Source organism: Chryseobacterium indologenes (assembly GCF_018362995.1).
GTDB classification, from domain to species: Bacteria; Bacteroidota; Bacteroidia; order Flavobacteriales; family Weeksellaceae; genus Chryseobacterium; species Chryseobacterium indologenes_G.
On sequence record NZ_CP074372.1, the window covers coordinates 1,654,591 to 1,678,746 of the forward strand.

General features: G+C 36.6%; 21 protein-coding genes. 7 read left to right on the plus strand and 14 right to left on the minus strand.

What is annotated here, in order from left to right; all coding sequences use genetic code 11:
- Positions 1 to 34 precede the first annotated feature (34 nt).
- A complete protein-coding gene (locus DYR29_RS07545; RefSeq protein ID WP_213279958.1) occupies positions 35 to 403 on the minus strand; it encodes a winged helix-turn-helix transcriptional regulator in 369 nt (122 codons plus the stop codon).
- A 123-nt stretch (positions 404 to 526) separates the two neighbouring features.
- Between DYR29_RS07545 and DYR29_RS07550 the strand changes: the two genes are divergently transcribed.
- Positions 527 to 1,321 carry an SDR family oxidoreductase gene (locus tag DYR29_RS07550; RefSeq protein ID WP_213279959.1) on the plus strand — a complete coding sequence of 265 codons (795 nt, stop codon included), beginning with the start codon at positions 527 to 529 and terminating at the stop codon, positions 1,319 to 1,321.
- Positions 1,322 to 1,340: 19 nt separating this feature from the next.
- Entirely contained in the window at positions 1,341 to 1,658 is a 318-nt protein-coding gene (locus tag DYR29_RS07555) for a nuclear transport factor 2 family protein (RefSeq protein WP_213279960.1), read from the plus strand.
- Positions 1,659 to 1,776: 118 nt separating this feature from the next.
- Here the strand turns inward: DYR29_RS07555 and DYR29_RS07560 are convergent, their stop codons facing one another.
- The 5 genes from DYR29_RS07560 to DYR29_RS07580 form a co-directional block, all read right to left on the minus strand.
- Positions 1,777 to 3,525 (minus strand): CocE/NonD family hydrolase, encoded by a 1,749-nt coding sequence (locus tag DYR29_RS07560; protein ID WP_213279961.1) that lies wholly within the window; start codon positions 3,523 to 3,525, stop codon positions 1,777 to 1,779.
- A gap of 316 nt (positions 3,526 to 3,841) precedes the next feature.
- Positions 3,842 to 4,360: a DUF2911 domain-containing protein gene (locus tag DYR29_RS07565; RefSeq protein ID WP_213279962.1), complete on the minus strand. Its 519-nt coding sequence runs from the start codon at positions 4,358 to 4,360 to the stop codon at positions 3,842 to 3,844.
- Between the two features lie 35 nt (positions 4,361 to 4,395).
- Entirely contained in the window at positions 4,396 to 6,087 is a 1,692-nt protein-coding gene (locus DYR29_RS07570; RefSeq protein WP_213279963.1) for a sodium:solute symporter, read from the minus strand.
- Positions 6,088 to 6,187: 100 nt separating this feature from the next.
- Positions 6,188 to 8,692 carry a PIG-L family deacetylase gene (locus DYR29_RS07575; RefSeq protein WP_213279964.1) on the minus strand — a complete coding sequence of 835 codons (2,505 nt, stop codon included), beginning with the start codon at positions 8,690 to 8,692 and terminating at the stop codon, positions 6,188 to 6,190.
- A 406-nt stretch (positions 8,693 to 9,098) separates the two neighbouring features.
- A complete protein-coding gene (locus DYR29_RS07580; RefSeq protein WP_213279965.1) occupies positions 9,099 to 9,770 on the minus strand; it encodes a hypothetical protein in 672 nt (223 codons plus the stop codon).
- A gap of 149 nt (positions 9,771 to 9,919) precedes the next feature.
- Between DYR29_RS07580 and DYR29_RS07585 the strand changes: the two genes are divergently transcribed.
- Positions 9,920 to 10,432: an AAA family ATPase gene (locus tag DYR29_RS07585; protein WP_213279966.1), complete on the plus strand. Its 513-nt coding sequence runs from the start codon at positions 9,920 to 9,922 to the stop codon at positions 10,430 to 10,432.
- 74 nt (positions 10,433 to 10,506) lie between these two features.
- On the opposite strand, the gene DYR29_RS07590 is transcribed toward DYR29_RS07585, so the two are convergent.
- Entirely contained in the window at positions 10,507 to 11,052 is a 546-nt protein-coding gene (locus DYR29_RS07590; protein ID WP_213279967.1) for a hypothetical protein, read from the minus strand.
- 92 nt (positions 11,053 to 11,144) lie between these two features.
- On the opposite strand from DYR29_RS07590, the gene DYR29_RS07595 reads away from it, so the two are divergent.
- The 3 genes from DYR29_RS07595 (at position 11,145) to DYR29_RS07600 (ending at position 12,942) form a co-directional block, all read left to right on the plus strand.
- Complete coding sequence (locus DYR29_RS07595; RefSeq protein WP_213279968.1) at positions 11,145 to 11,453, plus strand: helix-turn-helix domain-containing protein; 309 nt, start codon at positions 11,145 to 11,147, stop codon at positions 11,451 to 11,453.
- 171 nt (positions 11,454 to 11,624) lie between these two features.
- Positions 11,625 to 11,756 carry a hypothetical protein gene (locus tag DYR29_RS22915; protein WP_274608425.1) on the plus strand — a complete coding sequence of 44 codons (132 nt, stop codon included), beginning with the start codon at positions 11,625 to 11,627 and terminating at the stop codon, positions 11,754 to 11,756.
- Between the two features lie 283 nt (positions 11,757 to 12,039).
- Positions 12,040 to 12,942: a hypothetical protein gene (locus DYR29_RS07600; RefSeq protein ID WP_213279969.1), complete on the plus strand. Its 903-nt coding sequence runs from the start codon at positions 12,040 to 12,042 to the stop codon at positions 12,940 to 12,942.
- Positions 12,943 to 13,338: 396 nt separating this feature from the next.
- Here DYR29_RS07600 and DYR29_RS07605 read toward each other — a convergent pair whose 3' ends face one another.
- The 7 genes from DYR29_RS07605 to DYR29_RS07635 form a co-directional block, all read right to left on the minus strand.
- On the minus strand, positions 13,339 to 14,115 hold the full coding sequence (locus DYR29_RS07605; protein WP_213279970.1) for an SDR family NAD(P)-dependent oxidoreductase: 777 nt from the start codon (positions 14,113 to 14,115) through the stop codon (positions 13,339 to 13,341).
- 12 nt (positions 14,116 to 14,127) lie between these two features.
- On the minus strand, positions 14,128 to 17,193 hold the full coding sequence (locus DYR29_RS07610) for an efflux RND transporter permease subunit (RefSeq protein WP_213279971.1): 3,066 nt from the start codon (positions 17,191 to 17,193) through the stop codon (positions 14,128 to 14,130).
- A 6-nt stretch (positions 17,194 to 17,199) separates the two neighbouring features.
- Positions 17,200 to 18,243, minus strand: a complete 1,044-nt coding sequence (locus tag DYR29_RS07615) for an efflux RND transporter periplasmic adaptor subunit (RefSeq protein WP_249413648.1) — start codon at positions 18,241 to 18,243, stop codon at positions 17,200 to 17,202.
- A gap of 16 nt (positions 18,244 to 18,259) precedes the next feature.
- A complete protein-coding gene (locus tag DYR29_RS07620) occupies positions 18,260 to 19,594 on the minus strand; it encodes a TolC family protein (protein WP_213279973.1) in 1,335 nt (444 codons plus the stop codon).
- A gap of 52 nt (positions 19,595 to 19,646) precedes the next feature.
- Positions 19,647 to 20,264 (minus strand): TetR/AcrR family transcriptional regulator, encoded by a 618-nt coding sequence (locus DYR29_RS07625; protein WP_213279974.1) that lies wholly within the window; start codon positions 20,262 to 20,264, stop codon positions 19,647 to 19,649.
- Positions 20,265 to 20,634: 370 nt separating this feature from the next.
- Positions 20,635 to 21,393: an SDR family NAD(P)-dependent oxidoreductase gene (locus DYR29_RS07630; RefSeq protein WP_213279975.1), complete on the minus strand. Its 759-nt coding sequence runs from the start codon at positions 21,391 to 21,393 to the stop codon at positions 20,635 to 20,637.
- A gap of 499 nt (positions 21,394 to 21,892) precedes the next feature.
- Positions 21,893 to 22,480, minus strand: coding sequence for a Crp/Fnr family transcriptional regulator (locus DYR29_RS07635; protein WP_213279976.1), 588 nt, complete (start codon positions 22,478 to 22,480; stop codon positions 21,893 to 21,895).
- Positions 22,481 to 22,709: 229 nt separating this feature from the next.
- On the opposite strand from DYR29_RS07635, the gene DYR29_RS07640 reads away from it, so the two are divergent.
- Positions 22,710 to 23,708, plus strand: a complete 999-nt coding sequence (locus DYR29_RS07640; RefSeq protein ID WP_213279977.1) for an NADP-dependent oxidoreductase — start codon at positions 22,710 to 22,712, stop codon at positions 23,706 to 23,708.
- Positions 23,709 to 24,156: the final 448 nt, after the last annotated feature.

The following is a 24,156-nucleotide window of genomic DNA, read 5'->3' on the forward strand; positions in this document are numbered from 1 at the left end:
AAAAGTTTTGGTAATTGATTTTTAAATCTAATGACTATTGATCATTCCCTGACATTCTTCTTAAAATTACTTTTCTCAGCCGGTCTTCATTCTCATCAGCCCAATATCCCAATGTAGAAATTACAGGAATTAAGGTCTTACCAAAATCTGTGAGGTAATATTCAACTTTTGGCGGAACCTGGGCATAGATTTTCTTTGTAACAAGTTCGTGCTCTTCAAGTTCTTTCAACTGGATATTTAAAACCCGTCTTGAAGCATCCGGAATTTTACGCTGCAGTTCACTTGGACGCAGATGACCTTGATTGATAAACCACAGCAGACGGATTTTCCATTTGCCGTAAAGGACTTCACCAATAAGGTCAAGACCACAGTTTAAATTCAAAGGTATTTTTCTTTCGTGCATACACAAATTTAATCCAATGTACCAAATTGCACAATAGGGGAATAAATTATCCCTATGCAATTCGATTTTCCGTTATTGCCTGAAAAAGTGATACTTCGGAAATTTGTATCAAAGAATTGAACAATGGAAAATCTATTTAATTACAACAACGAACTTCAAGGTAAAATTGTCTTAGTAACAGGCGGAACAAAAGGAACCGGCAAAGCAATAGCAGAAAGACTGTTACAAGCTGGTGCAATAGTTATTATTACCGCAAGAAACGCACCTGAAGAAGAAAACAGCAATCTGCATTTCATTCCTGCCGATCTGAGTAAGGCAGAAGGAACCCAAAAAGTAATCAGCGAAGTGCTGTCAAATTATGGAAGGCTGGACATTCTTGTGAACAACCTGGGTTCTTCATCAACGCCCGCTGGTGGATTTACTGCATTAACTGATGAAGATTGGGAATCAACTCTACAGGCTAATTTGCTTGCTCCGGTTCGGCTGGACAGAGGATTTTTACCACAAATGATTGAGCGAAAAAGTGGTGTAATTATTCACATCGCTTCAATTCAGGGAAAATTGCCTTTATACGATTCTACTTTGCCATATGCCGCTGCAAAAGCAGGACTTAGAAACTATAGTAAAAGCTTATCGAATGAAGTTACTCCCAAAGGTATTCGGGTACTGACTGTTTCTCCAGGGTGGATCAATACAACAGCTTCGGAAGCCTGGCTGGGTGAAATTGCGAGAAACGCAAATAGTACTGTAGAAGAGGCGCAAAACAGCGTTATGGATGCATTGGGCGGAATTCCTTATGGAAGACCTGCCGAGCCGGAAGAAGTAGCTGAATTAGTCGGTTTTCTAGTTTCACCGAGAGCCCATTATTTAACAGGAACTGAATTTATAATCGATGGCGGTACAGTACCAACAATTTAATATTTTAAAATACAATAAAATGAATTTACCAAACATTGTCACAGAATTAGTGAAAGCCCAAAACGAATTTAACAGTACAGCCTATGCAAATTGTTTTATCGAAAATGCAGAAGTATTTGATGAAGGCAAAACCCACAACGGAAAAGCAGAAATTGAAAGCTGGATTGACAAAGCCAACAAAGAATACAAAGCCAGCATGAAGCCATTAGATTATAACGAAAATGAGAACATCTTATCAGCGGAAGCTTTGGGAACATTTCCGGGCAGCCCTATTGTTTTGAAATATCATTTTCAATTCTCTGATGGGCTCATTCAATCCCTGAAAATAACGGGTTAATATTTTTTCTGAGAACAATATATTTATAGGATATAATTAAAATAATAGAGCGGTAATAAGTTTTCCGCTCTATTTCTAACAGAAGATGTAATTAAAATCCATGAATCGGAAGTATTGATTATTTCAAAACAGGGACCTCAACAAAACTATCATTAAACCAATGGATAATCAAGGGTTCTTTTGCATCGGCAATGGTTTCGGCGGTTACTGTTTTGCCGCTTCCGTAATTCAGTTCTGAGAAAGAATTTTTGTTGACATTCAGCACAACTACCAGCCGGCTTTCTTTCTGCAGTTGTTTGCTGATCAGATGTGTATTTTCAAATGTGATGGTTTCTTTTCTGTCAGGGGTCAGCAATTGTCTTTTAGTATTGTCTTTAGCATAGCTTGCACGACCGATATAATAGGAAAGATGAACATATTTGCCTTCGCATGTGAGTTCGTAAAGGGTTACTCCCAGATCTACGTCTTTTTTATTGATGCTCAGTTTTATATTTCCAAGAAATGATCCGTTTACGAGCAAAGCATCCAGAGGCTCGCTTATAAAAACGTAGCCGTTACCGGATACACTTTCCCGGATAATAGGATCCGGATAATAATCATTATTACTGATTGTACGGTCCGCAAAATCTACTTTCTGAACCAAATATTTATTGGGCTCAGGTTTATTTTGGTTCAGCAAATACTCTTTATCACTGATTTTAGTAGGACTTAAATAAAATTTCAAATAACTGTTATGCATAGCCTCTAGTGAAGCAGCACTTCGCCATTCATCTGTCCCCATGACCTGATAGTTTATTTTATCTTTTAGAAAAGCAGGTTTTTCTGCACCTTTCAGAATATAATCCAGCCATTGATAAGTATATTCCTTGATTGGAAATAAAGCATTTTTACTCACTGTATATCCGTTGATGACCTCCTGCCCTCCCATTTGTGTCCCGAAATGACCATACGGACCAATTACCAGATAAGCCGGCGTCTCAGGACTGTACTTGTTAAGTTCACGCAGATAGTAAATTCCTGAATTTTGGGAATCATTATAATAACCGTCAAATGCCAGTACGGGAATAGTAATCCGGGTAAAATCCTCTTTATACGGAGCCATATTCTGCCAATAAGAATCAAAGGCGGGATGACTTATCCAACGCTGGAAAAGGCGGTTCGGTGTACCATCAATACTATCCATTTTATTATAGGCGGCTCCGACATCCCACCATCTGAACATCATATCACGGAATCTCTTTCTGTCATCACCCGTTTTATTATCCAGATATTTATTGTTGCCTACGTAAAAAGACCATTCGTAATTGGGATTGATAAAAATATTATTTTCCATGGGAAGTCCCATTCCTGGGCGGTTGGCAACATAAGGAACAATCGTTTTCAGTGCAGGATGAAGATTTTTAGCTGCTGCCCATTGTGTGAAGCCATTGTAGCTTCCGCCATACATTCCTATTTTACTGTTACACCATGGCTGTCTGCTGATCCAGTCAATCACATCATAGGCATCTTTTCCATCAGTTTCATAAGGATAAATCTCAGATTTACTGAAGCGCTTCCCTCTTGTATATGCCATAACACCTACATATCCTCTATCTGCAGCTTCTTTAAGTGACTGTATATCCCGTCCCTGATCCCGCACATAGATTGTAAATTGCAATACGACAGGTCTTGGCATATTGTCATTTTTTTTGCGTACCACCATTGCAGAAATCTCCTCTCCATCTCTTGTACGGATCATCACACTATCCTGAATACTGTATATACTTCCCTTTTCCTGCTGGCTACCCCATAATGTTTGTTGAGCCTGTACTGTTGGCATCGGTAGAAAATTCAATAGAATCAGAATAAGTGTATAGACTACTTTCATAAGGTTATTTTTAAAAACTTAATAATGCTTTTCGTAAAAATCAGGAACTAATGAGTAAGATGCTGGTTAACCGCTTCGTATTAATTTCTATCAACCATTCCATTAATTCAATACTTTCCGGCCAACATAAGATCAATCATATTGTTTTTACTATATGTAAGACAATTATCATTTCAGAACTGTTACATTTCTGATTTTTATAAGGTGATAATAATCTGATTTTTCAGTATTCGATATTTTAATCATGAAATTCTTTAGGTTGTTTTAAACAAAAAAAATCCCGTATTAACGGGATTTTAACTTCTTATATTCAAATTTATTTTATCTCTACAGGAACTGAGATTTTATCCCAATCCATGGTGAATCCATTATTGTTTATTTTATATACTAAAGTTTCCTGTGTTGCTGGTAAAGCTTTGGTTTTTACATCAACACGCAAAGCATCTTTTGATTCTTCGTATTTATAAGCACCCCATTGCTTTGGCTCTTTATTAAAAATCGCAGTCCATGTTCCGCTTTCTTTAGGAATTAAGAAAAAGCTGTATTTACCAGCAGCCAGTTTTTTACCCTGAACGGTAATATCTTTATCCGTTTCAAAAGTAGTTGCCTCATTAGCTCCCGCACGCCAGACTTTATTATAAGCTTCTAAGCCACCCCAGATGGTACGCCCTTTTACAGAAGGACTGCTATAAGCTATGGTAATGTTTGCATCTTTAATTTTTCCCGTAGCCGTAGCCGGAGGGCTGGCAGGTTTTTTAGTGTCCTGCGCAAAGGCATTCACTGAAAGTGTCATGGCAGCAACAAGTACAGTTGCAGATTTAAGAATCGTTTTCATAATATTTTTATTTGTTTGTTTTTGTTATTGTACGTTTACGAATTTACTATTTTCTGCTTATAAAACAACAATCCGATTGCTGAAAATATAATGACCGCTGCTGCGCCTATTACATTAAGCCAAAGGAAAGAAACAATATCGAACTGATACACGGCAATCACCACAATTTCTGATAAAATTGCAGCAATAAATACATTCGCACCGTTGATCTTTTTATAGTAGAATGCGACCAGAAAAATCCCTAATATCGGACCGTAGAAAAGAGAACCCAGCACATTGACCGCTTCAATAAGGGAACCCATTTGAGTGGCAAACATGGCTACACCGATTGAGAAAATGCCCCAGACTAACGTATGCAGACGGCTATACTTCAATTCGGTTTTTTCATCAGGAATTTCTTTGCTGAATATTAAATGAACATCTTTTAATGAGCAGGCAGCAAGGGAATTCAGTGCTGCCGAAATGGAACCCCAGCTAGCTAGAAAAATAACGGCAAAGAGTAACCCGATCATTCCTACAGGCAAGGTATTTTTTACGAAATACAGGAAAATATAATTGGTATCCGTTTTCTCCGCATTATAGTTTGAATTATTAATCGCTTCCTCTACTCTGCCGTGCAGTGCTTTTACCTGCGTTTGCGTATCTTTAAAATCCTGAATTGTTTTGTTGAGTTCTGGAGAATGAATTTCTTTCAGCTTTAGAATTTCTTTTGATTCTGCATTAAATTTTATTTGCAAATCCTGATGTTCTTTTTCAAAAACCGCAGCCTGTTCAGGTTGTGTATCCTTTAAATACTGATAAGAGCGTTCGTTAAAATAAATCGGAGCCGGTTTCAGAGAAAAGAATGCGAAAAGTAAAGCCCCGATCAGGAGAATAGCAAACTGCATCGGAATTTTAACCAATCCGTTCAGCAGTAAGCCCATTTTTGCATTGGTATTATCCTTTGCAGTAATATACCTTCCGACCTGACTCTGGTCTGTCCCGAAGTAAGAAAGGGCCAGAAAAAAACCACCAATTAACCCGCTCCAAATGTTGTACTTGTCTTTCCAATCGAATTCTGTGGTGATTACATTGAGCTTTCCTGATTTCCCCGCCAGGTAAAGCGCATCCTTAAACCCAATTCCATTCGGCATATTCTGAATAAGCAGAAAACCTGCAAAAGCCATTGTTCCCAAAATAATGAGAAACTGTAATTTCTGAGTGTGAGCAATCGCTTTTGCACCGCCAACATAGGTATAAATCAACAGAATACCTCCTGTCAAAACATTGGTTAAATAAATATTCCAGTTTAAAACGCTTGATAAGATGATACTCGGGGCGTAAATACTGATTCCCGTTGATAAACCTCTGGAAAAAAGAAAAAGCAGTGAAGTAAGCACTCTTGTTTTTTTATCAAAACGGTTTTCTAAATATTCGTAGGCGGTGTAGACATTTAAACGCTGAAAAATCGGGATAAAAGTAATACAGATCACAATCATCGCCAAAGGCAGACCAAAGTAATACTGCACGAAACGCATCCCGTCTGTATAAGCCTGGCCCGGTGCTGAAAGAAATGTAATAGCGCTTGCCTGCGTCGCCATAATACCGATAAGCACAATGTACCAGGGCATTTTATTATCTGCTTTCAGGTAAGATGCGTTGCTTTTCTGGCCACGACCAATGAATACGCCGTAAACCACCACTACAACAAGTGTAAAAATAAGAACTGTCCAATCTATAGTACTCATGCCCAAAATTTAGTAAACCAATAATAAAATGCGATCTGTAATACTAATGCAACCGCTAATAGTAGGTACCAGATATTCCAATTTTTAAGTGGCTTGTTCATCAGTTTTTCTGTGCAGATAAAAAGTTAAAAAATAAACGTGCCGCACCAGCATTTCCTGCAGGCAGCTGTCTGAAAAATGCCAGCGGTGTATAAATAAAATTTCCTTTTCCGTATTTTGCATATAAAGTGGATCCCTTCAGCGGTTCTTCATCTGTATCGTGCATTTCAAAAAGCGGCTCATATGCTGCGTCCCATTGAGCAGGGAAATAGGCACCACGCTCCTGAACCCAGCCTTTAAAATCATCCGCAGTAATTTTATTCGGGAAGTTCAGTAATTTATGATTTGGATTTAAAAACTTAACCTCAGCATTTTCTTCGGTAACACGCTTATTGGCAATACTGAAATTATACATTCCCAATTGGCCAACGGTTGTATCCTGGTTAGTGTTATACTGCATCACCAGATTGCCTCCAGCTTTTGCATAAGACCATAAAAAAGGCATCCAGCGACCCAGCTTCTTCTCTGTGTTATTGGCACGAACACCAAGTACAATGGCATCATATTGCGACAGTTTATTCTGACTGCCGTTTCCGCCGGATTCATCTGTGTTGCCATAAAAATCTTCGTCTTTCAACACATCTACCTGAACGCCTGCAATGCGTAGAAACTCAGGAATGAAATCGCCTGCACCTTCTATGTATCCCACTTTTTTAACTGTTGCCTGAATACCCCCTTTCATTACGGCTGCAGTGGCAGGCGCAAAATATTGTAAGGAAGGTAAATGCGGATATTGAATTAATACCTGTTTTTTATTGTAAGTGACTCCATCTGCAAGAAAATTAGCATCCAATTGCAAACGGGAGGAGTTTATTGAGGCAAGTTTAGCTTTTGGAATAACGTAATCAACGGTAAAATCTTTTCCATTGAAAGAATTGACATCAGCGCCACCTAACCGTTCTCCGTTATACATAAGGTTTAGGTTACCTTTACTTAACGGTTTGTTAGAATTAACCTTAATATTTAAACTCAAATGTAAATCTTCATTTTCTTTAACGAGATAAAGTGGTTGTGTAAATTTCAGTTCCAAAGCAGGAACAATACGCAAAGCTTCAACCACATCACCACGCACCGGATCTAATTTCTTGAAAGATAAAGGAAGTTTAACCTGAAACTTTTCTGAACCGATTTTTAAACCAAGCAAAACATTGAGTGGTGATTCTGCTTCAGGCAAACCAACTAAGGTATCATTCGGAACCGAGAAAGTAGCTGAGTTCGCGGGAGGTTTTGCCAACCAGTAAGGTTCTGTGAGTGCTGCATCTGCAGGAATCTGAATATCATGCTGAATGGTAATTAAAGAATCTTTTGATAGTTTTCTATTGAAGTTTTCTGCTTGACTTAGCCATTGTACATTTTCTAAAATCACAGGATTTGCAGCTCTTGAAATCAAATTTAACCTGAAATTGTAATGATCCCCGGCTACCGCTTCAGCCTGATTGGTGACTACCTCTCCCATAAATCCGGCACAGCTTAAAATGATATTGTCAAGGGATTTAATTTTATCCTTTTTCAGGTCTGAATCATTGAGCGCCATAACCTTTTTTCGCAAAGTAAGCAACGCAGGCAAGCTCTGATCCGGATTATTGAAATTGAAAGCGGAAATAATTTTATTTAATGATTGATCAATATCAGCATTTCCCTGTGAAGTCCAGGTTTTCGTTACTCCGTCAAAAAGTGTTGTTTTTGCAGGATCGCCAATAACGTGTGAAAAATATTCAGTTCTGATGCCGGCCACGGACTGTGTTCCCGCACCCTGGCTTTTATGTAAGCTTCTGCTTAATCCTGCCAGTTCACCATAGCCCATTCCCAATTGTGCATTATATTGTCCAACGGTAACTTTCAGTTGATTTTCGGCTGTTGTATTGACCCCGCCAAAGCGGAAAGTATTCCACAATACGCGTTTTGGCTGCCATACATTAACATATTTCAGTTGATCCGGGAAAGCAGTTTTATCTCCTGCCAGCTTAAAAGCTTTTTCCGCCACTACAGCCGAAGCTGCATGTTGTCCGTGGCCTGCCGCAGCAGTAGGAGGAAAACGGCAAATGATAACATCCGGACGGAATTGACGGATTACCCAAACTACATCCGCTGTAATGCTGTCTGCATCCCATTGTTTAAAGGTATCAGTCGTATTTTTAGAGAACCCGAAATCAATCGCCCGGGTAAAAAACTGTTGGGCGCCGTCTAACTTTCTTGCCTCTAAAAGCTCATGTGTTCTGATTAAACCCAATGCAGCACCCTGCTCTGTGCCTAATAAATTCTGACCGCCATCACCTCTGGTTAAAGACAGATAGCCTGTTTCTACATTTTGATCGTTGATTAACCAGGAGAGTAGTCCTGTATTTTCATCATCGGGGTGAGCCGCAAGGTATAAAACTTTAGGCAGATGTTTAAGGGTTTTGAGTTCACGGTAAATTTCAGATGATTTTGAAGGCCGGACCTGCTGGGCCGAACAAAAAACCGTATAAAATCCAAGGATAAATACAGTGCTTACTTTTTTAAACATTTAATTTTACTTTGCAGAGCAAATATAAGTAAATCATCTTTCTTTCAACCTTAAAAGAATTAAACTGTGAATTTCATAAAAAAAGCTGTTTATTTTTTTTATGAAACCACAAATCGAAGATTATCTCCTTTCAGTCGATGAATGTTATTTCGATGGAGTCAAAAGTCACAAAATATTTTTAAACACTTAAGCTATTTTAAGTTATATACTTTGTGTATGAGAAGTACACGTAAGTTTTGTTGAAAATCAAAGATTTTCATCTTATGTGAACTTAATTATGCGGTATTCCTTTAAACTTTCTAAAGTGTACTAAAGTGTTTAAAAAAATAAAATCTTTTGTGACTTTTGTGGTTAGATTTAAACACTCTTATTTATTAATCAGAGTTTCAAAGAAAATAAAAACTCCTTATGTTTTTCTAATTGTGTTCCGCGTAAGATAAATATAATTAAACATACAAAACGTCGCTATCGCCCCAAACGTATGCCACAAAAAGTGGGTTCCGAAGCTGAACCATTCCCATTTATCAGCGATACGGAAGGTTAATGCAAAAACAAAGGACAATACAGCAAAGCCTACCCATTTGCCAGCTTTCCATTGGGTATACAACAAATACCTTAGTACCGAGAAAACTACAAATGAAGCCATGATTGCATAATTGACGTTGATAAAAAGAGAAGGGTTATCTGCCAAAATCCAGTTTCTCAAAGCGAACATCAGTACTGCATATCCCAGAACCATTACAGCAGCATAGTACCATCTGGTACTCTGCGCTATAAAATAAAATCCGGCAGAGAGGCATAATACCATAATGGGCAGCCAATCCATCATAATAAATACCGGCCATTGTCTGAATGAATGGTAAACCGTTCCTCCTATGGCACCAATATATAATAACACCAGGCAGTAGGTTAAAAAAGGATATTTTTTGAAATTACCCTTCAGTTTAAGGGTCCAGAAAATGGCTATGGCTAAAAATAATATAGCAGTTACTGCATTTAATGGCTCGGGGAAAAACTGAGCCATATCTGTTTCTTTATATAACATGCCTCCATCCGGAGGTAGTGGGTTTATTGGCATTGTCTTTTTTTATATTATATTTATATACTTGTTCTAAATATAGAAAAATTATGTGTTAAATAGATTGACAAAACGTTATATAATGGACGCTCAAAAAACAGGCACGAAAATTTCGTATTAGACTTTTGGATTACAATATAAACTGAAATATGAGAATTGCAATAATCGGTGCTCACAAAGTCGGTAAAACTACACTGGCAGAAGAACTTTTGGAGAACCTTCCCGGGTACACCCTTGAAATAGAACCCTACTACCAGATGGAGTCTTCAGGGTATGAATTTTCAGAAGAACCTCATCCTGACGATTTTCTTGAACAATTTAATTATTCAGCCAAACTGGTCTTCAAAAGCGGAGATGATGTCATATTTGACAGATGTGTCATTGACATCTTAGCTTATCTTCATGTTCTTGATTCAGGTCGAAATATCCAGTTTCTCTTTGAAAAAGTTCAAACCATCATCGATGAAATTGATGTTTTTGTTTTTGTCCCTATTGAAGAACCCGATCTGATATCCAAACATCAAATAGAGCTGCCAAAACTCAGGCATAAGGTTAATGAGTTACTTTATGACTGGATTGAGGATCTTGGAATAAAGGTCATTAAAGTAAGCGGAACTTCATCGAACCGAAAAGATCAGGTGTTGACCGGAATTTTATCCTAGGATCTGAGGTGGGTAACTTCTGTAAGGCTTTAAAAAGGTTACAGGTTTGAATTCTGGCATTATGCTCAACTTTCTTATCCTGAATTGGTCTCAGCCATCTCCTTTTCTCTCCTTCTTTGAAGAATAAGGTGTGCGGCATCCAGCATTTTAACCGTATGAATGTAGGGCATAACGATATTCCTTTCCGGTAGATTTTCATAGACACCCATGGAGAAATAGACGATTCCGGACATAAAATAATCAAATTCTTTGACGCTGTATGCTCTAAATGCTTTTTTGAAAACCAGCAAAGGATTCCGGTATTCCTTCTCTGAAAGCAGGCCAAGAACCCACGGAGAAATCTTCTCCGACTGGTTATCGACAGCCCATTTCCTTTCTTTCAGCATCATAAGATATCCTGCCCGGATCAATGACCTCAGCGACTGATGAAACTGAAAGATAACCGCCGGATCTTCATTGATCCAGCTATTCCTCTTTACTGCATAATTCATAATATTGCTGAGCCTTTCTTTGGAAACATCCAGCTCATTGAACTGAAAGAAAGTTTCCATTAGCTGCAACCCGGAGCGCTTCCCTCCTGCCCAAAACTTGGTATCAAAATCTGTTTTTATCTTTTTCATGAGTTTGTATTTTTTTATAAATGTAAGAAAAAAATACAATAAAACACATATATGTGTTGATGAAAAATTTTAGAAAGCTCAAACTTTACTAAATGTATAAATGGCAAATAGAAGAATTAAAATTTCAAATTGGAAAGCTTATTCAATTATATAGGTTAAAAAGGGGACTTTCACAGTTTCAGCTTGGAAATGAGCTTAATATCTCAAGTAACCATGTTGGTAGAATTGAAAGAGCCGAAACGAATCCAACCATTGAAAGTCTTATCCTATTTTGTAATTTTCTTGAAATTGATCTATTACATTTATTTACAAAACTCAATGAAAAAGACTTAAAGAAGATTGAAAGTGAAATCGATCAGCTACAAAAAGAATTTAAAAATCAAAATAAGAGAAAATCCTGACGAAAGTTGGGATTTTTTTGTACGAAATTTTCGAAATCTTTAAGAAATTCCGTGAAAATACTGATTGAAAATTTTAAGAGGGTTTTTATTTTTGGAGTTTACGGGAGTCCGTAAAATAATATAAATCATCATTTATAAATTTGACTTAGTTAACAATAAAATATTAATATTATGGGACTTAAACCAGGGCCAAAAAGAACAGCGATATCAACTGGCAAACCAGATAAACGCCAGCGTGATAATAAAGAGACACCAGGAAATACACCTTCTTTAAAACCACCTAAGAAACAGCAAGGTAAATAAGCCATTATCTTGTACCAAATCCCAGCTTTTGTTGGGATTTCTTTATAAGAATTTATTCATCTAATTTTTTTAATAATTTTCCCTAAAAAATTTCTCAGTTTTCCGAGACCCCTTGACTTTATTTTTTATAAAAAACTGCAATTAAGTTTTTTATATTTAAACTCATCTACTCTTTCAATTAAAGAGTGATAATTTTTAAGATATGATAAAACATATATTATTACGCAAAAAGAATGCGCAGGATTTTATTTACTTTGCAATTAATCTTTTATAAAATAACTTAATGATGGATATAAAACAAGAGATTTACTCTATTGATTTTGCTAAAACCAAAGTCATTTGGTTTGCAGAGACACCGTTAATTGTTCCTGACACTTTCACTTTCGAGCAAGAAAAATATGTAAAAGCAGCATTAAGAACTCTATTTTATGGGAATACCTCTGTTGATAATATTTTAAAAAGTAGTTATTTTAAAAATAACGTTGAAATTATGTTAGCAAATAAAAGAGGTTACGAAAATAGTGAACTTAAAGAATATGATGATTTGAGAAATATATTCTTTCAATTTCAAGAAAAAATTTATCTTAAATATAAACAAGTTTTAGGTGATATAAATTTTGAAGGAAAAAGTACTGCTTATTCTCATTGTGGTATAATTTATAAAAAACTAGATAGTAATTTTAGCGCATTAAGAATGTTGATAAAATATGATTATATTTACGAATGCTATGCGATAATTCGACAAATAATAGAACAAATCGCATTTGCATACGACACACAATTCAGAAATGAAATTGAAGATTTCCAATCACCTACCAGGTCAATTTCCAAATTAAAAGAATTTTATCCAAGTATTGGTATTTTTTACGGAGAACTTAGTTCAAAAACACACATTGACTCTTCTCAATTTCCAAATCATTTCTATGTAAATCTTAAAAATAAAGAAGACGCTGGAGTTATTCTAAGATCTAGAGAAAAAACATTTTTGATATGTCATCGAGCTTTAATTATGCTTGATTTATATGCATGTGTTTTTGAACATATATTCTATACCGATATTAATGACTTTTCATGTATAAAAAAGAACAAAACTCTTTTAAAAAAGAGAGAAACAAGAAATTACATCAATGTCTTTGGAAAGAATTACAGTAGACTTATGAAAAAAAAGTTCGCAAAAGACGACTAACTTTGGACCAAGCTTAAAGGAAATAATCTTCTTTACCAGCTCAAATTCGGGAGACCTTCCACACCAGAACACAATATTTAAAAAATGATAACTAACAATCATTTCTCTTTATCACATATACCCTATTTTTGTAAAAAAAACTAATGGACAAATTAAGTTTTCTGGAAGTTATTGCTGCTTGCCGTATTTTTGTTAACGATAAAAACAGAAAGAAAACTGGAAAACAGATTATTTGCAGCGTTTCTTATCATTAATGCCATTGATATCAGCGGAATTTTTATGCGTCGAGATCACTAAAAGCCAAATGGGGCTACTTATTAAGACAAGTAGCCCTATTTTTATTTGTTTCGATAGCACTATTTACCGGATTAATATCTTTTTACAGTCTTTAAGAAATCACCCCTTTGCAGCCAGATTCTTTTTAATTTTCATCATCAAAAAATCCGGAGTTACGCGTGGAATATTAGACAGGAACCAGTTCATAAAACCGACAATTTTCTTACCTTTTCCATGTAAAAGAAGTTTTACACCTTCTTTTGCAACCACCTCGGGCTTAACGGGTTTATTGCTTTTCATCATATTGGCTTGGAGCATTTCTTCATTATAGAAGCCTGTATCGATCGGCCCGGGACATAATGCTGTTACAACTACGCCCGTTCCTTCCAGTTCGGAAGCGAGGGTTTCGGTAAAAGCCAGAACAAAAGTTTTCGTTGCAGAATACACCGAATAATAAGGGAATGGCAAGAATGCCATCAGAGATGAGATATTCATAATCCTGCCTGATTTTCTGGCCACCATATCTTTGACAAACAATTTGTTAAGTGCCACGAGACTGGAAATATTCAAATCGATCATTTTTAATTCTTCTTCCAATGATGTTTTTGTAAATTCCCCGTAAGTTCCTACACCAGCATTATTAACCAATCCGGTTACAAACAGATTTCTGTCCTGAACTTCACGGTATAGTGCAACGGCATTTTCAACAACAGACAAATCTTTGACAATATATTCCACGGAAATTCCGTATGTAGCAGTGAGTTCTGATGCAAGTTTTTTGAGCTTATCTTCGCTTCGGGCTACCAAAATCAGATCTTTTTTTAATTCAGCTAACTGAACGGCCATATGGTAACCTATCCCGGATGATGCGCCTGTTATTAAAATGTATTCTTTCATTTTTATTCAATTTTAATATTCTTCTTTGTTTTCAATGTCCAGACTTGGAGGAATCAGTTTGTACATTACCGGCGTAACAATTCTAGAGAGAATCGTCGAGCTGATAAGTCCGCCAATCAATACGATGGCTAATGGAGCGATCAAAGGATTGGAGTTTAAAGCCAAAGGAATTAAACCGCAGATCGCCGTGATGGAAGTTAAAACTACAGGAAGAAAACGCGTTTCACCCGCAATAGCAATAGCCTCATCAATCGAATGGCCTTCCAATCTCAACTGGTTGGTAAAATCCACCAGTAACAGAGAATTTTTAACCTGAATTCCGGACAGTCCGATAAATCCGATGATTGCCACTAATGACATCGGGCTTCCATCAATCAGTAACAAAATGACACCTCCCAAAATCCCCAATGGAATAATCGACAATACAATGATAATTCCTTTAAAAGTTTTAAACTGAAGCAACAGCACCGCAATGAAAAGAAAAGTGCTTAAGATAATGACAGAAATGAAATTTCCTCCTAATGCATCGCCTTCTGATTCCTTTTCTCCCGACAGTTTATAGTAATAGCCTTTTGGCATTTTCAGCTGATCCAATTGAGGAATAATGTCAACCAATAAATCATTGGCATAATATCCTTTTCCAGACATGGCCGAAACCTTTGCAAATCTTGATTTATTGAAATGGTTGATTGCCGTAGGAGATGTTTCAAATGAAACGGCAGCAATCTCATTGAGCGCAATTGGTACGCCTTGCACATTATTGACATACAGATTCTTCAGGGCGTCCAGATTAGAAAATTTTTCTCTCGGTAAAGTCAGCGTTACTGTTCTTGCATCGCCGCGGTCGTCGATGTAGTCTCCCACCGGCAATCCGGCTACGGCAAGACGAATGACTTTATCCACCTCACTCGTCATCACTCCTAGAGTTCTCGCTTTTTCCTTGTTGATTTTTACTTTAACATCGGTTTTGTAGGTGTTTAGTTCATTGTTGATGTACATCGTTCCTTCTTGTTTTCTCAAAATATTTTCTACCTGAGAAGAAAGTTGCCTCAAAACAGCAGGATCTTCCCCAAATAAGCGCACGACAATATTGGCTTCAATCGGAGTTCCCTGTTCAAAATCTTTTACCTCAACTTTGGCGTAAGGCATTGTTTTGAATTTTTCCCTTAAAGTTTCAATCAAAGCAGTCTTCGTTTCAGGTTTTGCTTCGTCATCCAACTGCACAAAGATCTGCGCAAAATCAGGCTTTCTGTCCTGTGGATGCACATTGTAGTAAATCTGTGGATTTCCTTTTCCAACATTGGAAGTGTAAAAGGTTATTTCTTGATGCTTTTTTAATTCTGATTCAACAATCCTGGCAACACGGTCACTCTCTGAAATATTAGACTGAAGCGGTGTTTTGATATTGATCAGAAACATCGGTTTTTCTGAAGTTGGGAATAATTTAAAACCTGTTAAACTGAATAATCCAAATGCCAAAACACTTAATGCGATTGAAATTCCGATTGTTATTTTGGGATATTTCAAGGCTTTCGGCATAATTCCTTTGTAACTGTTGGTCAGAAATTTCTGAAGATACTGTAGGAAAATATTTCCACCTTCGTGGTCGTGGGTCTTCAGGAATCGGCTGCCTAAAAATGGAACAAGGGTTAGCGCAACCAGCATGGACGCCAAAACACTCGTAATTACAGCTACCGGAAGGCTCCGTATGAATTCCCCTGCGATATCAGGAAGGAATACCAATGGTAAAAATGCAATGATCAATGTTGCGGTACATCCTACAACCGCCAAACCGATCTGTTTGGTTCCTTTAAGAACCGCATCTTTTTTAGAATGCCCTTCACGTAACCAGCGCTCTATATTTTCCACAACCACAATACTGTCATCAACCAATAATCCCAATGCTACAACCAATCCCACGATGCTCAACTGATTCAGTGAAAATCCTAATGCATTCATCGCAATTAAACCTAATGCCAACGAAAGCGGAATTGAAATCATTACAATAACAGATGCTCTTGAACCTAAAGGCAGTAGTGTAATGATAACCAAAACAATGGCTAATCCGAAGTCAAAACCTAAATGACCCAGCCGCTGGGAAACCATATCAGCCTGGTCGAAGTTTTTGATCATCTTAATATTTTCAGGAAGATCTTTTGAGAATTCTTCCAAAATAGGGGCAAATTGTTTCTGAACATCGGTAATATTCACATTATCCTTCATTCCGGCACTTACAAGAATGCAACGATGGCCATTGATTCGGGTGATATGGTCAACGGTCTGCGATTTGTAACCAACCTCGGCAACGTCTTTCATATAGACAATCTTACCATTGGCATTATAAATGACGGTGTTGGCAACATCCTGTTCATTTTTGAATTTACCGCTGGTTTTAACATTGAACACCTTGGTTCCCATATCGATACTTCCTCCGGGGATATCGGCTGCCTCACTCTGCAAACTTCCCATCACAACATTTAAGGGTATTCTCAGTTGTGCAAGCTTATCCAGTTTAAGATCAACCCTAATCTCCTGCTCTGGCATTCCTGAGTAGATGACATTTTTAAGATTCGTGATCTTTTCAAGTTTTGTTTTAAGCTTATCTGCCTCATCCCGAAGTTTTTTCTCGGAAGCACTCTCAGAAACCAGGGCAACCTGCAGAATTTTCACATCAGAAGATGATATCTTTTCTGTTTTGATCTGATAAATATCTTTCGGAAGCTCACTGTTTTTTAAGGCATTAATCTCAGTTGAAATTTCCTGATACTTATTATCAACATCAACACCATATTTAAATTTAACCTGAAAAGCGGCAACGCCGTCTTCTACAGTCGTCAGTATTTTATCAATATTTTCCAGCCCGTAGATTTTATTTTCGATGGGCTTTACCACCTGCTCTTCCATATCTTTCGGGCTTGTTCCGGGATAGATCACGGTGATCAGATATTGTGGCGGATGCGTGGATGGATCTTCGGATCTTGGCATTGTGAAGAGCGTTAAGAAACCGACCACCGCAACAAGAAGAAATATGATCAGCGTAAACTGATAATTTTTAACGGCAAAATTTGTAATCTTCATCGTTTCTTAATTAATAATTTTAATGATTGATTGCTCATTCAGATAAGCACTGTTGGAGATTACGATTTTATTGTTCTTTTGAAGTCCGTCCTTTACAAAAACTTTATCATTTTCAAATCTGGCAATCGTAATAGGTCTTTTCTTTACCTTGTTGTTTTCTACCACAAAAACAAAAGCTTTGTTCCCGTCAGCTTCAATTAAGGAATTGTAGGGAACCATTATAAAATCTTCCGAATGCTCAGTTTTAATCTCGGCTTTTCCAAACATTCCTACTGCGGGCTTGCTGTCATTCATCGTCAGTTTAAGCTCCACCTGAAAAGAGCCAAGCGCCATATCAGCTGCCTGCGACTTCCTGAAAATAAAGGCATCGAAACTTTTACCGGGATAGCCATCCAATGTAACTACTGCTTTTTGGCCGATCTTTACAGAAGCCCATTCGGTATCGGTAAGTCCTACTTTCAATAGATAATTATTATTGTTGGAAGTTTCATTAATCATGAGAACCGGTGAGCCTGGTCCTACAATCTCACCTTTACCGGCCACTTTTTGGGAAACGAAACCGTCCGCGGCTGCATAAATTTTTGCATATCTGGCATTGAATGCAACCACATCTTTCTGTTTACGGGCGATATCCAGTCCGGTCTTGGTGTTCTGAACCTGCTCCAAGGTATACACGCTGTCTTTATATAAGTTGGTGGCGCGTCTGTAATCACGTTCGTATTTCTGCACATTTAAATCCGACTGATTGAGGCCTGAACGAATCTCTGTCTCGTCCAAAGTGGCCAGTAGCTGACCTTTTCTGAAAAACTGTCCTTCCTCCACAAAAATTCCGTTCACAACTCCTCCTATTTTAAAGGAATAGGTGGTTTCATTTTCTGTGGTTACCAAACCGGAGGCATTAATGTTTGAAGCAAGAGCCAATGATCCTACAGACGCTGTTTTTACGGCAATTATATCAGTTGTTTCAAATGGTTTTGACTCTTTTTTTTCTTCTTTGCAGGAAGCTGTCAGCAAGATTGAAAGCAGGGATATGGTTATGGTTTTATTCATAATAACTGTGTTGATTTTATTGATTAAGATTGAAAGTGGCATTGGCTCTTTCCAGTTCTGCGAAGGCAATCCATGAATTGTAAAGGGCAATGTTGGTATTAAGCTGTGTGTTGACGACCTGATTTTGGGCATCCAGCAATTCGATGTAGATCGCTAAACCTTCTTTGTATAATTTGGTGACATCATCATTGTATTTTGTAGCGGTCTCTTTCTGTTTACTGTCAGATTCATACTGTTCCAAAGCGGATTTTAAATTATTTTGAGAAACCTGAAACTGGAGTAACAACTGCTGTTTGGCATTATTGATCTGAGAATCTAATTTTTTACTTTCTTCATCTACCTGTTTCAGTTTGTACTTATTTTTATTACCTGAAAAAATATTCCATTCCAGGCTCAGACCTGCAAAATAATAGCGTGAAGTCTTATCAACCCTGAAATCAAAATCCTGAAAACCGAGATCTGCGAAGCCGCTTAGTTTTGGAAACCAACTGGATCTTGTCAGCTGATACACATTTTCATTGATCTCTTTAGCCTGATTCAGCTTCTGCAATTCTTCCCTGTTTTCTGTATTTTCCGAGAGCAATTCTGTCGGAATTTCTATAATTTCATCGGTTTCAATCTCAGTATCCAGCTTCTGATTCAACAGAAAATTAAAGTAAGACTGGGCATTTTTGCTTGTATTGATGGCGGTTTCGAGATTAGCCTGAATTCTTGTTACTTCATTATCACTTCTCAGTACTGCTGTACGATTGATTTTGTCATTCTTAAAAAGCGCTCTGTTCACTCTCTGATTTTCCTTCACCATCGATAAAGCATTCTGATAAATTCTGATACCTTCTAAAGATTGCAAGTATTTATAGTATGCAATCTTGATATCCTTTACCAATTCGCGCCGGTAAATTTCCAGTTCAATTTTTTGTAAACCCGCTTGCTGTGTTTTAATCTTTTTGTTGTAAATAATCTCATAATTCAAAAGCGGCATTGTCGTATGAAGCTTTATGTCATAGAAATTATTAGGATTAATCAACACCGACTGATTCTCCAGCGAAGGAAAAGCGTTGGAATTGGTGATCTGATTCAAGGTGCTGTACACAGGATTCAGCATATCCCCGATGGGAATATCAATCGTTCTTCCACCGTCGGCAATCGTGTAATTGGTTATTAAAGCTACCGAAGGTGAAAACAGTGACTTAGCTTCCTGTAAAGCATACAGGCTTTTATTGATATCAAAATTTCTTTGTTTGATAACTTCATTATTTTCAAGACCGATTTCGATGTATCGATCAAGGTTAGTTTGGGAATATGTGATGCATCCTAAACAAATCAGTAATAACATTGACAGTTTTTTCATTTAAATACATTGTTTATAATTTGAACATTGTTCATTTTTTAGACAAAAAAATTTATAGCTTTTCCAGCATTTTCAAAAATTCGTTATACCCTTCCGTCATAATGGTGTCCGGACTGCTGAATTTTACACCTTTTGTTCTTTGGCGGATTTCCAGACAGCACATACCGTGCACAAGACTCCAGATCAAAAAAGATAATGCTTCTGAGTTATGCTCCTTAAAATGACCTTCTTGCATACAATCTTCCACCGTCTTTTTAACATACCCAAAAGTTTCATTTCCTTCAGACCACAGCTGATTTTTCTGTGTTTCAAGATAATCCATTGGTGCTCTCAGGTTGAACATAAGATCATACATCTCAGAATTTTCCATTGCAAACTTCATGTAGACAAATCCCATTTTTCGAAGCCTCAATAACGGATCTTCTTCACTGACTAAATCTCTGAAGTATCCACCCAATTCCTGAAATCCTATGGAATGCAGATCATGAAAAATAGCATTCTTATCTTTAAAATAAACATAAACAGTACCTACACTGTAATTTATTTCATCAGCAATATTTCTTATGGTGGTATACTCTATTCCTTTTTCCACAAAAAGTCTTTTTGCACCATTAAGAATGAGTAATCTTAAAGCTTCCTTTTCTTTTTGTTTTCTTTCACTTATGCTCATAAAATAATTTTACTATGCAAAGATATAATTATTTTTTGAACGTTGTTCATTTTAATTATACTTATCGGTATTTTTGTTCGTTTTATTAAATTCAAATATCTAAAAAGTGTGTCAAAATAAAGCTCTATATTCCTTGTAAATACCTATTTACTTGAATTGGTTAAATAGAAATTACTGGATAAAAAAAGCTTTGTAATTCTTGTTTTATTTGGATCAAACGAACCAAATCATGAATAAAAGTGTTTGAAGATACGCTCACTAAAAGCCAAATGGCGCTACTTATTAAGACAAGTGGCGCCATTTTTATTTATTTCGATAACACTATTTGCTATGCAATAACATACCCATATCTTCAGTTCTTTCAATGTTTTTAAAAACCAAACATACCACCGGAAACGCTTATTTGCTCTCCTGTAATCCAGGCTGCATCATCAGAAGCCAAAAATACGGCAGCTTTCGCAATATCTTCCGGCTGACCTCTACGGCCAAGTGGTGTATTGGCAACAAACATTTTTTCATAATCACTGCCTTTGGTAACACCAGCACTAACTGCACCTTCTGTTTCTGTAGCGCCTGGCAAAATAGAATTAATACGAACGTTTTTTACACCCAGTTCTTTCGACAAAGAAATCGTTATTGCATCTAATGCTGCTTTTGTTGAAGAATATAACGATACTCCCGCCATCGGCGATTTGCTTGCACCCGAACTGATATTAATGATATTGCCGCCTTTATCTCCAAACAGCTTTAAAGATGCTTGGATAGTCAATATAGAACCCAAAACATTGACATTGAAATGCTTATAAAAAGCTTCTGTCGATACCTGTTCGATAGGTAAAAATTGTTGAAAAACCGCATTGTTTACCAAAATATCTAAGGTTCCGAAAGTTTTTTTAGTTTCTTCAAACAACCTGTTCACATCAGCTTCATTAGATACATCGGCCTGTACTGCAATGGCTATGCCTCCATGATCTGTTATCTCCTTTACTACACTATCCGCTGCTTCTTTGCTTGAAGCATAATTTACAATGACTTTTGCACCTTCATGGGCAAAATGTTTTGCGATTGAAGCACCTATTCCTTTTGCTGCACCAGTTACTACTGCTACTTTGTTTTTTAATTTACTCATTACTTTTTTGTTTGTTAATATCCTTCAGATTTTTGTTCTGAAGCTTATACAAAGATGCAACCCTGTGATGAAGCGTTGGTTGACATACATCATTAAGTAAGCTTGATATGGGTCAAGTCAGGTTGATGACCCAAATCAAAATAAGCTCATAACCAATTGTAATACTGTAAATTAAAATATTATTAAAAACACCCGGGAAACAAAACCAGCCAAGATCAAAACGGCATAAAATCCTTTTTAGCCTTATTTTTTATTCGAGCAAAATATTTTTTTAAGTAGGGAATTTGCTGAGAAAACAGCTTGAAAAACCACTTAGTCTTAATATGAAAACCTATGTAATATGATTGATATCAAATGATGAATTTAGAATTGCTATATTTTACGTGATTTCCTAGCTGATTATTATGAAAAGTTCTCATTCGGGGAAAAATCTTATGTATAATCTCCAATTTAATTAGTCGACATTCATCATGAATTATACGCTTAATATAAAAAGAATTTATTTTAAAAAGTTTTTCTTTATCCTGCTCAAAGTTTCTGGCGATAAACCCAGATATGAAGCAATCATGTTCTGCGGAAACCGTTGCAGGAAATGAGGATAACTTCTGATCAGTTCTTCATAACGTTCTTCAGCTGTATAGCTATTTGAGGCCAGCATTCTTTTTTGAGCTGCAATAGCGTAATTTTGATTGATTACATTCGTCATCGCTGAAAAGGCGGGAATATGCTTTAGAAACTGTTCAATTTCAGCATTGGTTGACTGTAGTATCTCAAGTGGCTCCAGTGCTTCAATATTAAAACGGCTTGGGGTCAACAGAAAAAAGCTTTCAAAATCGGCCAGCCACCAATTTTCCACAGATAGCTTCAGTACGTGTTCATTTCCCTTATCATCTACCGCAAAGGTTCTGGCAGATCCTTTCACAATAAACCCAATGTATTTGCATACATCTCCTTCCTGTAAAAAATATTGTCTTTTTCGAAGTTTTTTAGGCTTGAAATATGCCATCAACAAACGCTTGTCGTCTTCTGAAAGCAATTTGCCCGATATTTTTTCTATGTAATCGAAAAACACTGGAAAATCAGACATCGTTTAAGTAATTTATTGCAATTTACTTAAACTATCTAATAAGAAAAAAATAAATATTTTAAATTGGAGCTAAATAGATCAGAGAACTGATAAATGGTTTGTCAAAAGATCATCACATAATTCACGTGGGTGATTCAAAAATCTTTAATTTTGTCAATAGATTCTTTCCGAAAATAGCATTTAATATCATTAATCCAAAAAAGAGTCATCAATTTTTAAAAAATTAAAAATGAAAGCATACATTATAAACAAATACACCAAAGATGGTCTTCAGCTTGCAGATGTTCCGACCCCAAGAGTTGGTGACAATGACGTTTTGGTAGAAGTTCATTCAGCGAGTTTAAATCTTTTGGATTCTAAAATCAAAAAGGGAGAATTCAAATTGTTATTACCATACAAGTTTCCATTGATCTTGGGTCATGATGTTGCAGGAATAGTTACACAGGCTGGAAAAAATGTGACGAGATTTAAAGTTGGTGATGAGATTTATTCGAGAGTATCAGATTTTCACATCGGAACTTTTGCTGAATATATTTCCATTAACGAAAATGATGTAGCGCTCAAACCAAGAAACCTAACGATGGAAGAAGCTGCCTCTATTCCATTGGTGGCATTGACTGCCTGGCAAGCATTGGTTGAAAATGCGAATTTGAAGAAAGGACAGAAAGTGTTCATCCAGGCAGGATCAGGTGGTGTGGGAACCATAGCGATTCAATTGGCAAAACATTTGGGAGCTACTGTCGCAACTACCGCAAGTGCAAAAAGTTTCGAGATATTGAAGAATTTAGGGGCAAATGTTCTGATTGACTACAAAACACAGGATTTTGAAACAATGCTTAAAAATTACGATGTTGTACTCAACAGTCAGGATAATAAAACATTAGAAAAATCAATCAACATATTAAAACCAGAAGGTAAGGTCATTTCCATTTCTGGTCCGCCACCGCCGGAGTTTGCAAACGAAATTGGATTGCCTTGGTATTTGAAGATTGTATTATCATTACTTAGTTTAAGCATCAGAAGAAAAGCGAAAAAACATAATGTAGATTTCTTTTTTCTCTTTATGAAAGCGAGTGGAAGTCAACTTGAGAAAATAACCAAGTTAATTGAAGCTGATGTTATCAAACCCGTAATTGACAAGATTTACTCTTATGAACAGACCAATGACGCTTTGAAATATGTTGAAAGTGGACGCGCGAAAGGAAAGGTTGTAATAAAAATGAAATGACTCCATCCGGCAAAAAGAAAAATCTTTTTGCCATCTCTTAATAGGTAATTGTATATAACCTGCCGATTGGTATATAGATCAGGTTAATTACCTTCTCTTATTACAAAATCTGAATAAATTTTATATTCAAAAAGGACCACAGTCCTTATATTTTGATAATCTTGTTAATCTAATAGAAATTACTTGACAAAAATGAGCTTTATGATTTTTGCTTAATTTGGCTTAAGCGAACCAAATCATCTATAAAAGCATTTGAAGATACACTCGTACAGGCCACTTAAAGAGATAATTATTTAATAGTTGTCTTTCTTTATGTCCACTATGTGACGGATATTTCCCCTGCAGTAATGAATCGTAATATTTGTAGTTCCACCACAATAACAATTGAAACTATTTTTAAAAGATCTGTAAAAATTTCTGAAATAGATTACTTATATCCTATTTTTAC

Bases quoted from the DNA above. Each gene is read 5' to 3' on its own strand.
- DYR29_RS07545 (WP_213279958.1), bottom strand. From the start codon at position 403: ATGCACGAAAGAAAAATACCTTTGAATTTAAACTGTGGTCTTGACCTT.
- DYR29_RS07615 (WP_249413648.1), bottom strand. From the start codon at position 18,243: ATGAATAAAACCATAACCATATCCCTGCTTTCAATCTTGCTGACAGCT.
- DYR29_RS07625 (WP_213279974.1), bottom strand. From the start codon at position 20,264: ATGAGCATAAGTGAAAGAAAACAAAAAGAAAAGGAAGCTTTAAGATTA.
- DYR29_RS22915 (WP_274608425.1), top strand. From the start codon at position 11,625: ATGGGACTTAAACCAGGGCCAAAAAGAACAGCGATATCAACTGGCAAA.
- DYR29_RS07550 (WP_213279959.1), top strand. From the start codon at position 527: ATGGAAAATCTATTTAATTACAACAACGAACTTCAAGGTAAAATTGTC.
- DYR29_RS07630 (WP_213279975.1), bottom strand. From the start codon at position 21,393: ATGAGTAAATTAAAAAACAAAGTAGCAGTAGTAACTGGTGCAGCAAAA.
- DYR29_RS07590 (WP_213279967.1), bottom strand. From the start codon at position 11,052: ATGAAAAAGATAAAAACAGATTTTGATACCAAGTTTTGGGCAGGAGGG.
- DYR29_RS07640 (WP_213279977.1), top strand. From the start codon at position 22,710: ATGAAAGCATACATTATAAACAAATACACCAAAGATGGTCTTCAGCTT.
- DYR29_RS07605 (WP_213279970.1), bottom strand. From the start codon at position 14,115: ATGAAAGAATACATTTTAATAACAGGCGCATCATCCGGGATAGGTTAC.
- DYR29_RS07620 (WP_213279973.1), bottom strand. From the start codon at position 19,594: ATGAAAAAACTGTCAATGTTATTACTGATTTGTTTAGGATGCATCACA.
- DYR29_RS07600 (WP_213279969.1), top strand. From the start codon at position 12,040: ATGATGGATATAAAACAAGAGATTTACTCTATTGATTTTGCTAAAACC.
- DYR29_RS07580 (WP_213279965.1), bottom strand. From the start codon at position 9,770: ATGCCAATAAACCCACTACCTCCGGATGGAGGCATGTTATATAAAGAA.
- DYR29_RS07565 (WP_213279962.1), bottom strand. From the start codon at position 4,360: ATGAAAACGATTCTTAAATCTGCAACTGTACTTGTTGCTGCCATGACA.
- DYR29_RS07595 (WP_213279968.1), top strand. From the start codon at position 11,145: ATGTATAAATGGCAAATAGAAGAATTAAAATTTCAAATTGGAAAGCTT.
- DYR29_RS07635 (WP_213279976.1), bottom strand. From the start codon at position 22,480: ATGTCTGATTTTCCAGTGTTTTTCGATTACATAGAAAAAATATCGGGC.
- DYR29_RS07555 (WP_213279960.1), top strand. From the start codon at position 1,341: ATGAATTTACCAAACATTGTCACAGAATTAGTGAAAGCCCAAAACGAA.
- DYR29_RS07610 (WP_213279971.1), bottom strand. From the start codon at position 17,193: ATGAAGATTACAAATTTTGCCGTTAAAAATTATCAGTTTACGCTGATC.
- DYR29_RS07575 (WP_213279964.1), bottom strand. From the start codon at position 8,692: ATGTTTAAAAAAGTAAGCACTGTATTTATCCTTGGATTTTATACGGTT.
- DYR29_RS07570 (WP_213279963.1), bottom strand. From the start codon at position 6,087: ATGAGTACTATAGATTGGACAGTTCTTATTTTTACACTTGTTGTAGTG.
- DYR29_RS07560 (WP_213279961.1), bottom strand. From the start codon at position 3,525: ATGAAAGTAGTCTATACACTTATTCTGATTCTATTGAATTTTCTACCG.
- DYR29_RS07585 (WP_213279966.1), top strand. From the start codon at position 9,920: ATGAGAATTGCAATAATCGGTGCTCACAAAGTCGGTAAAACTACACTG.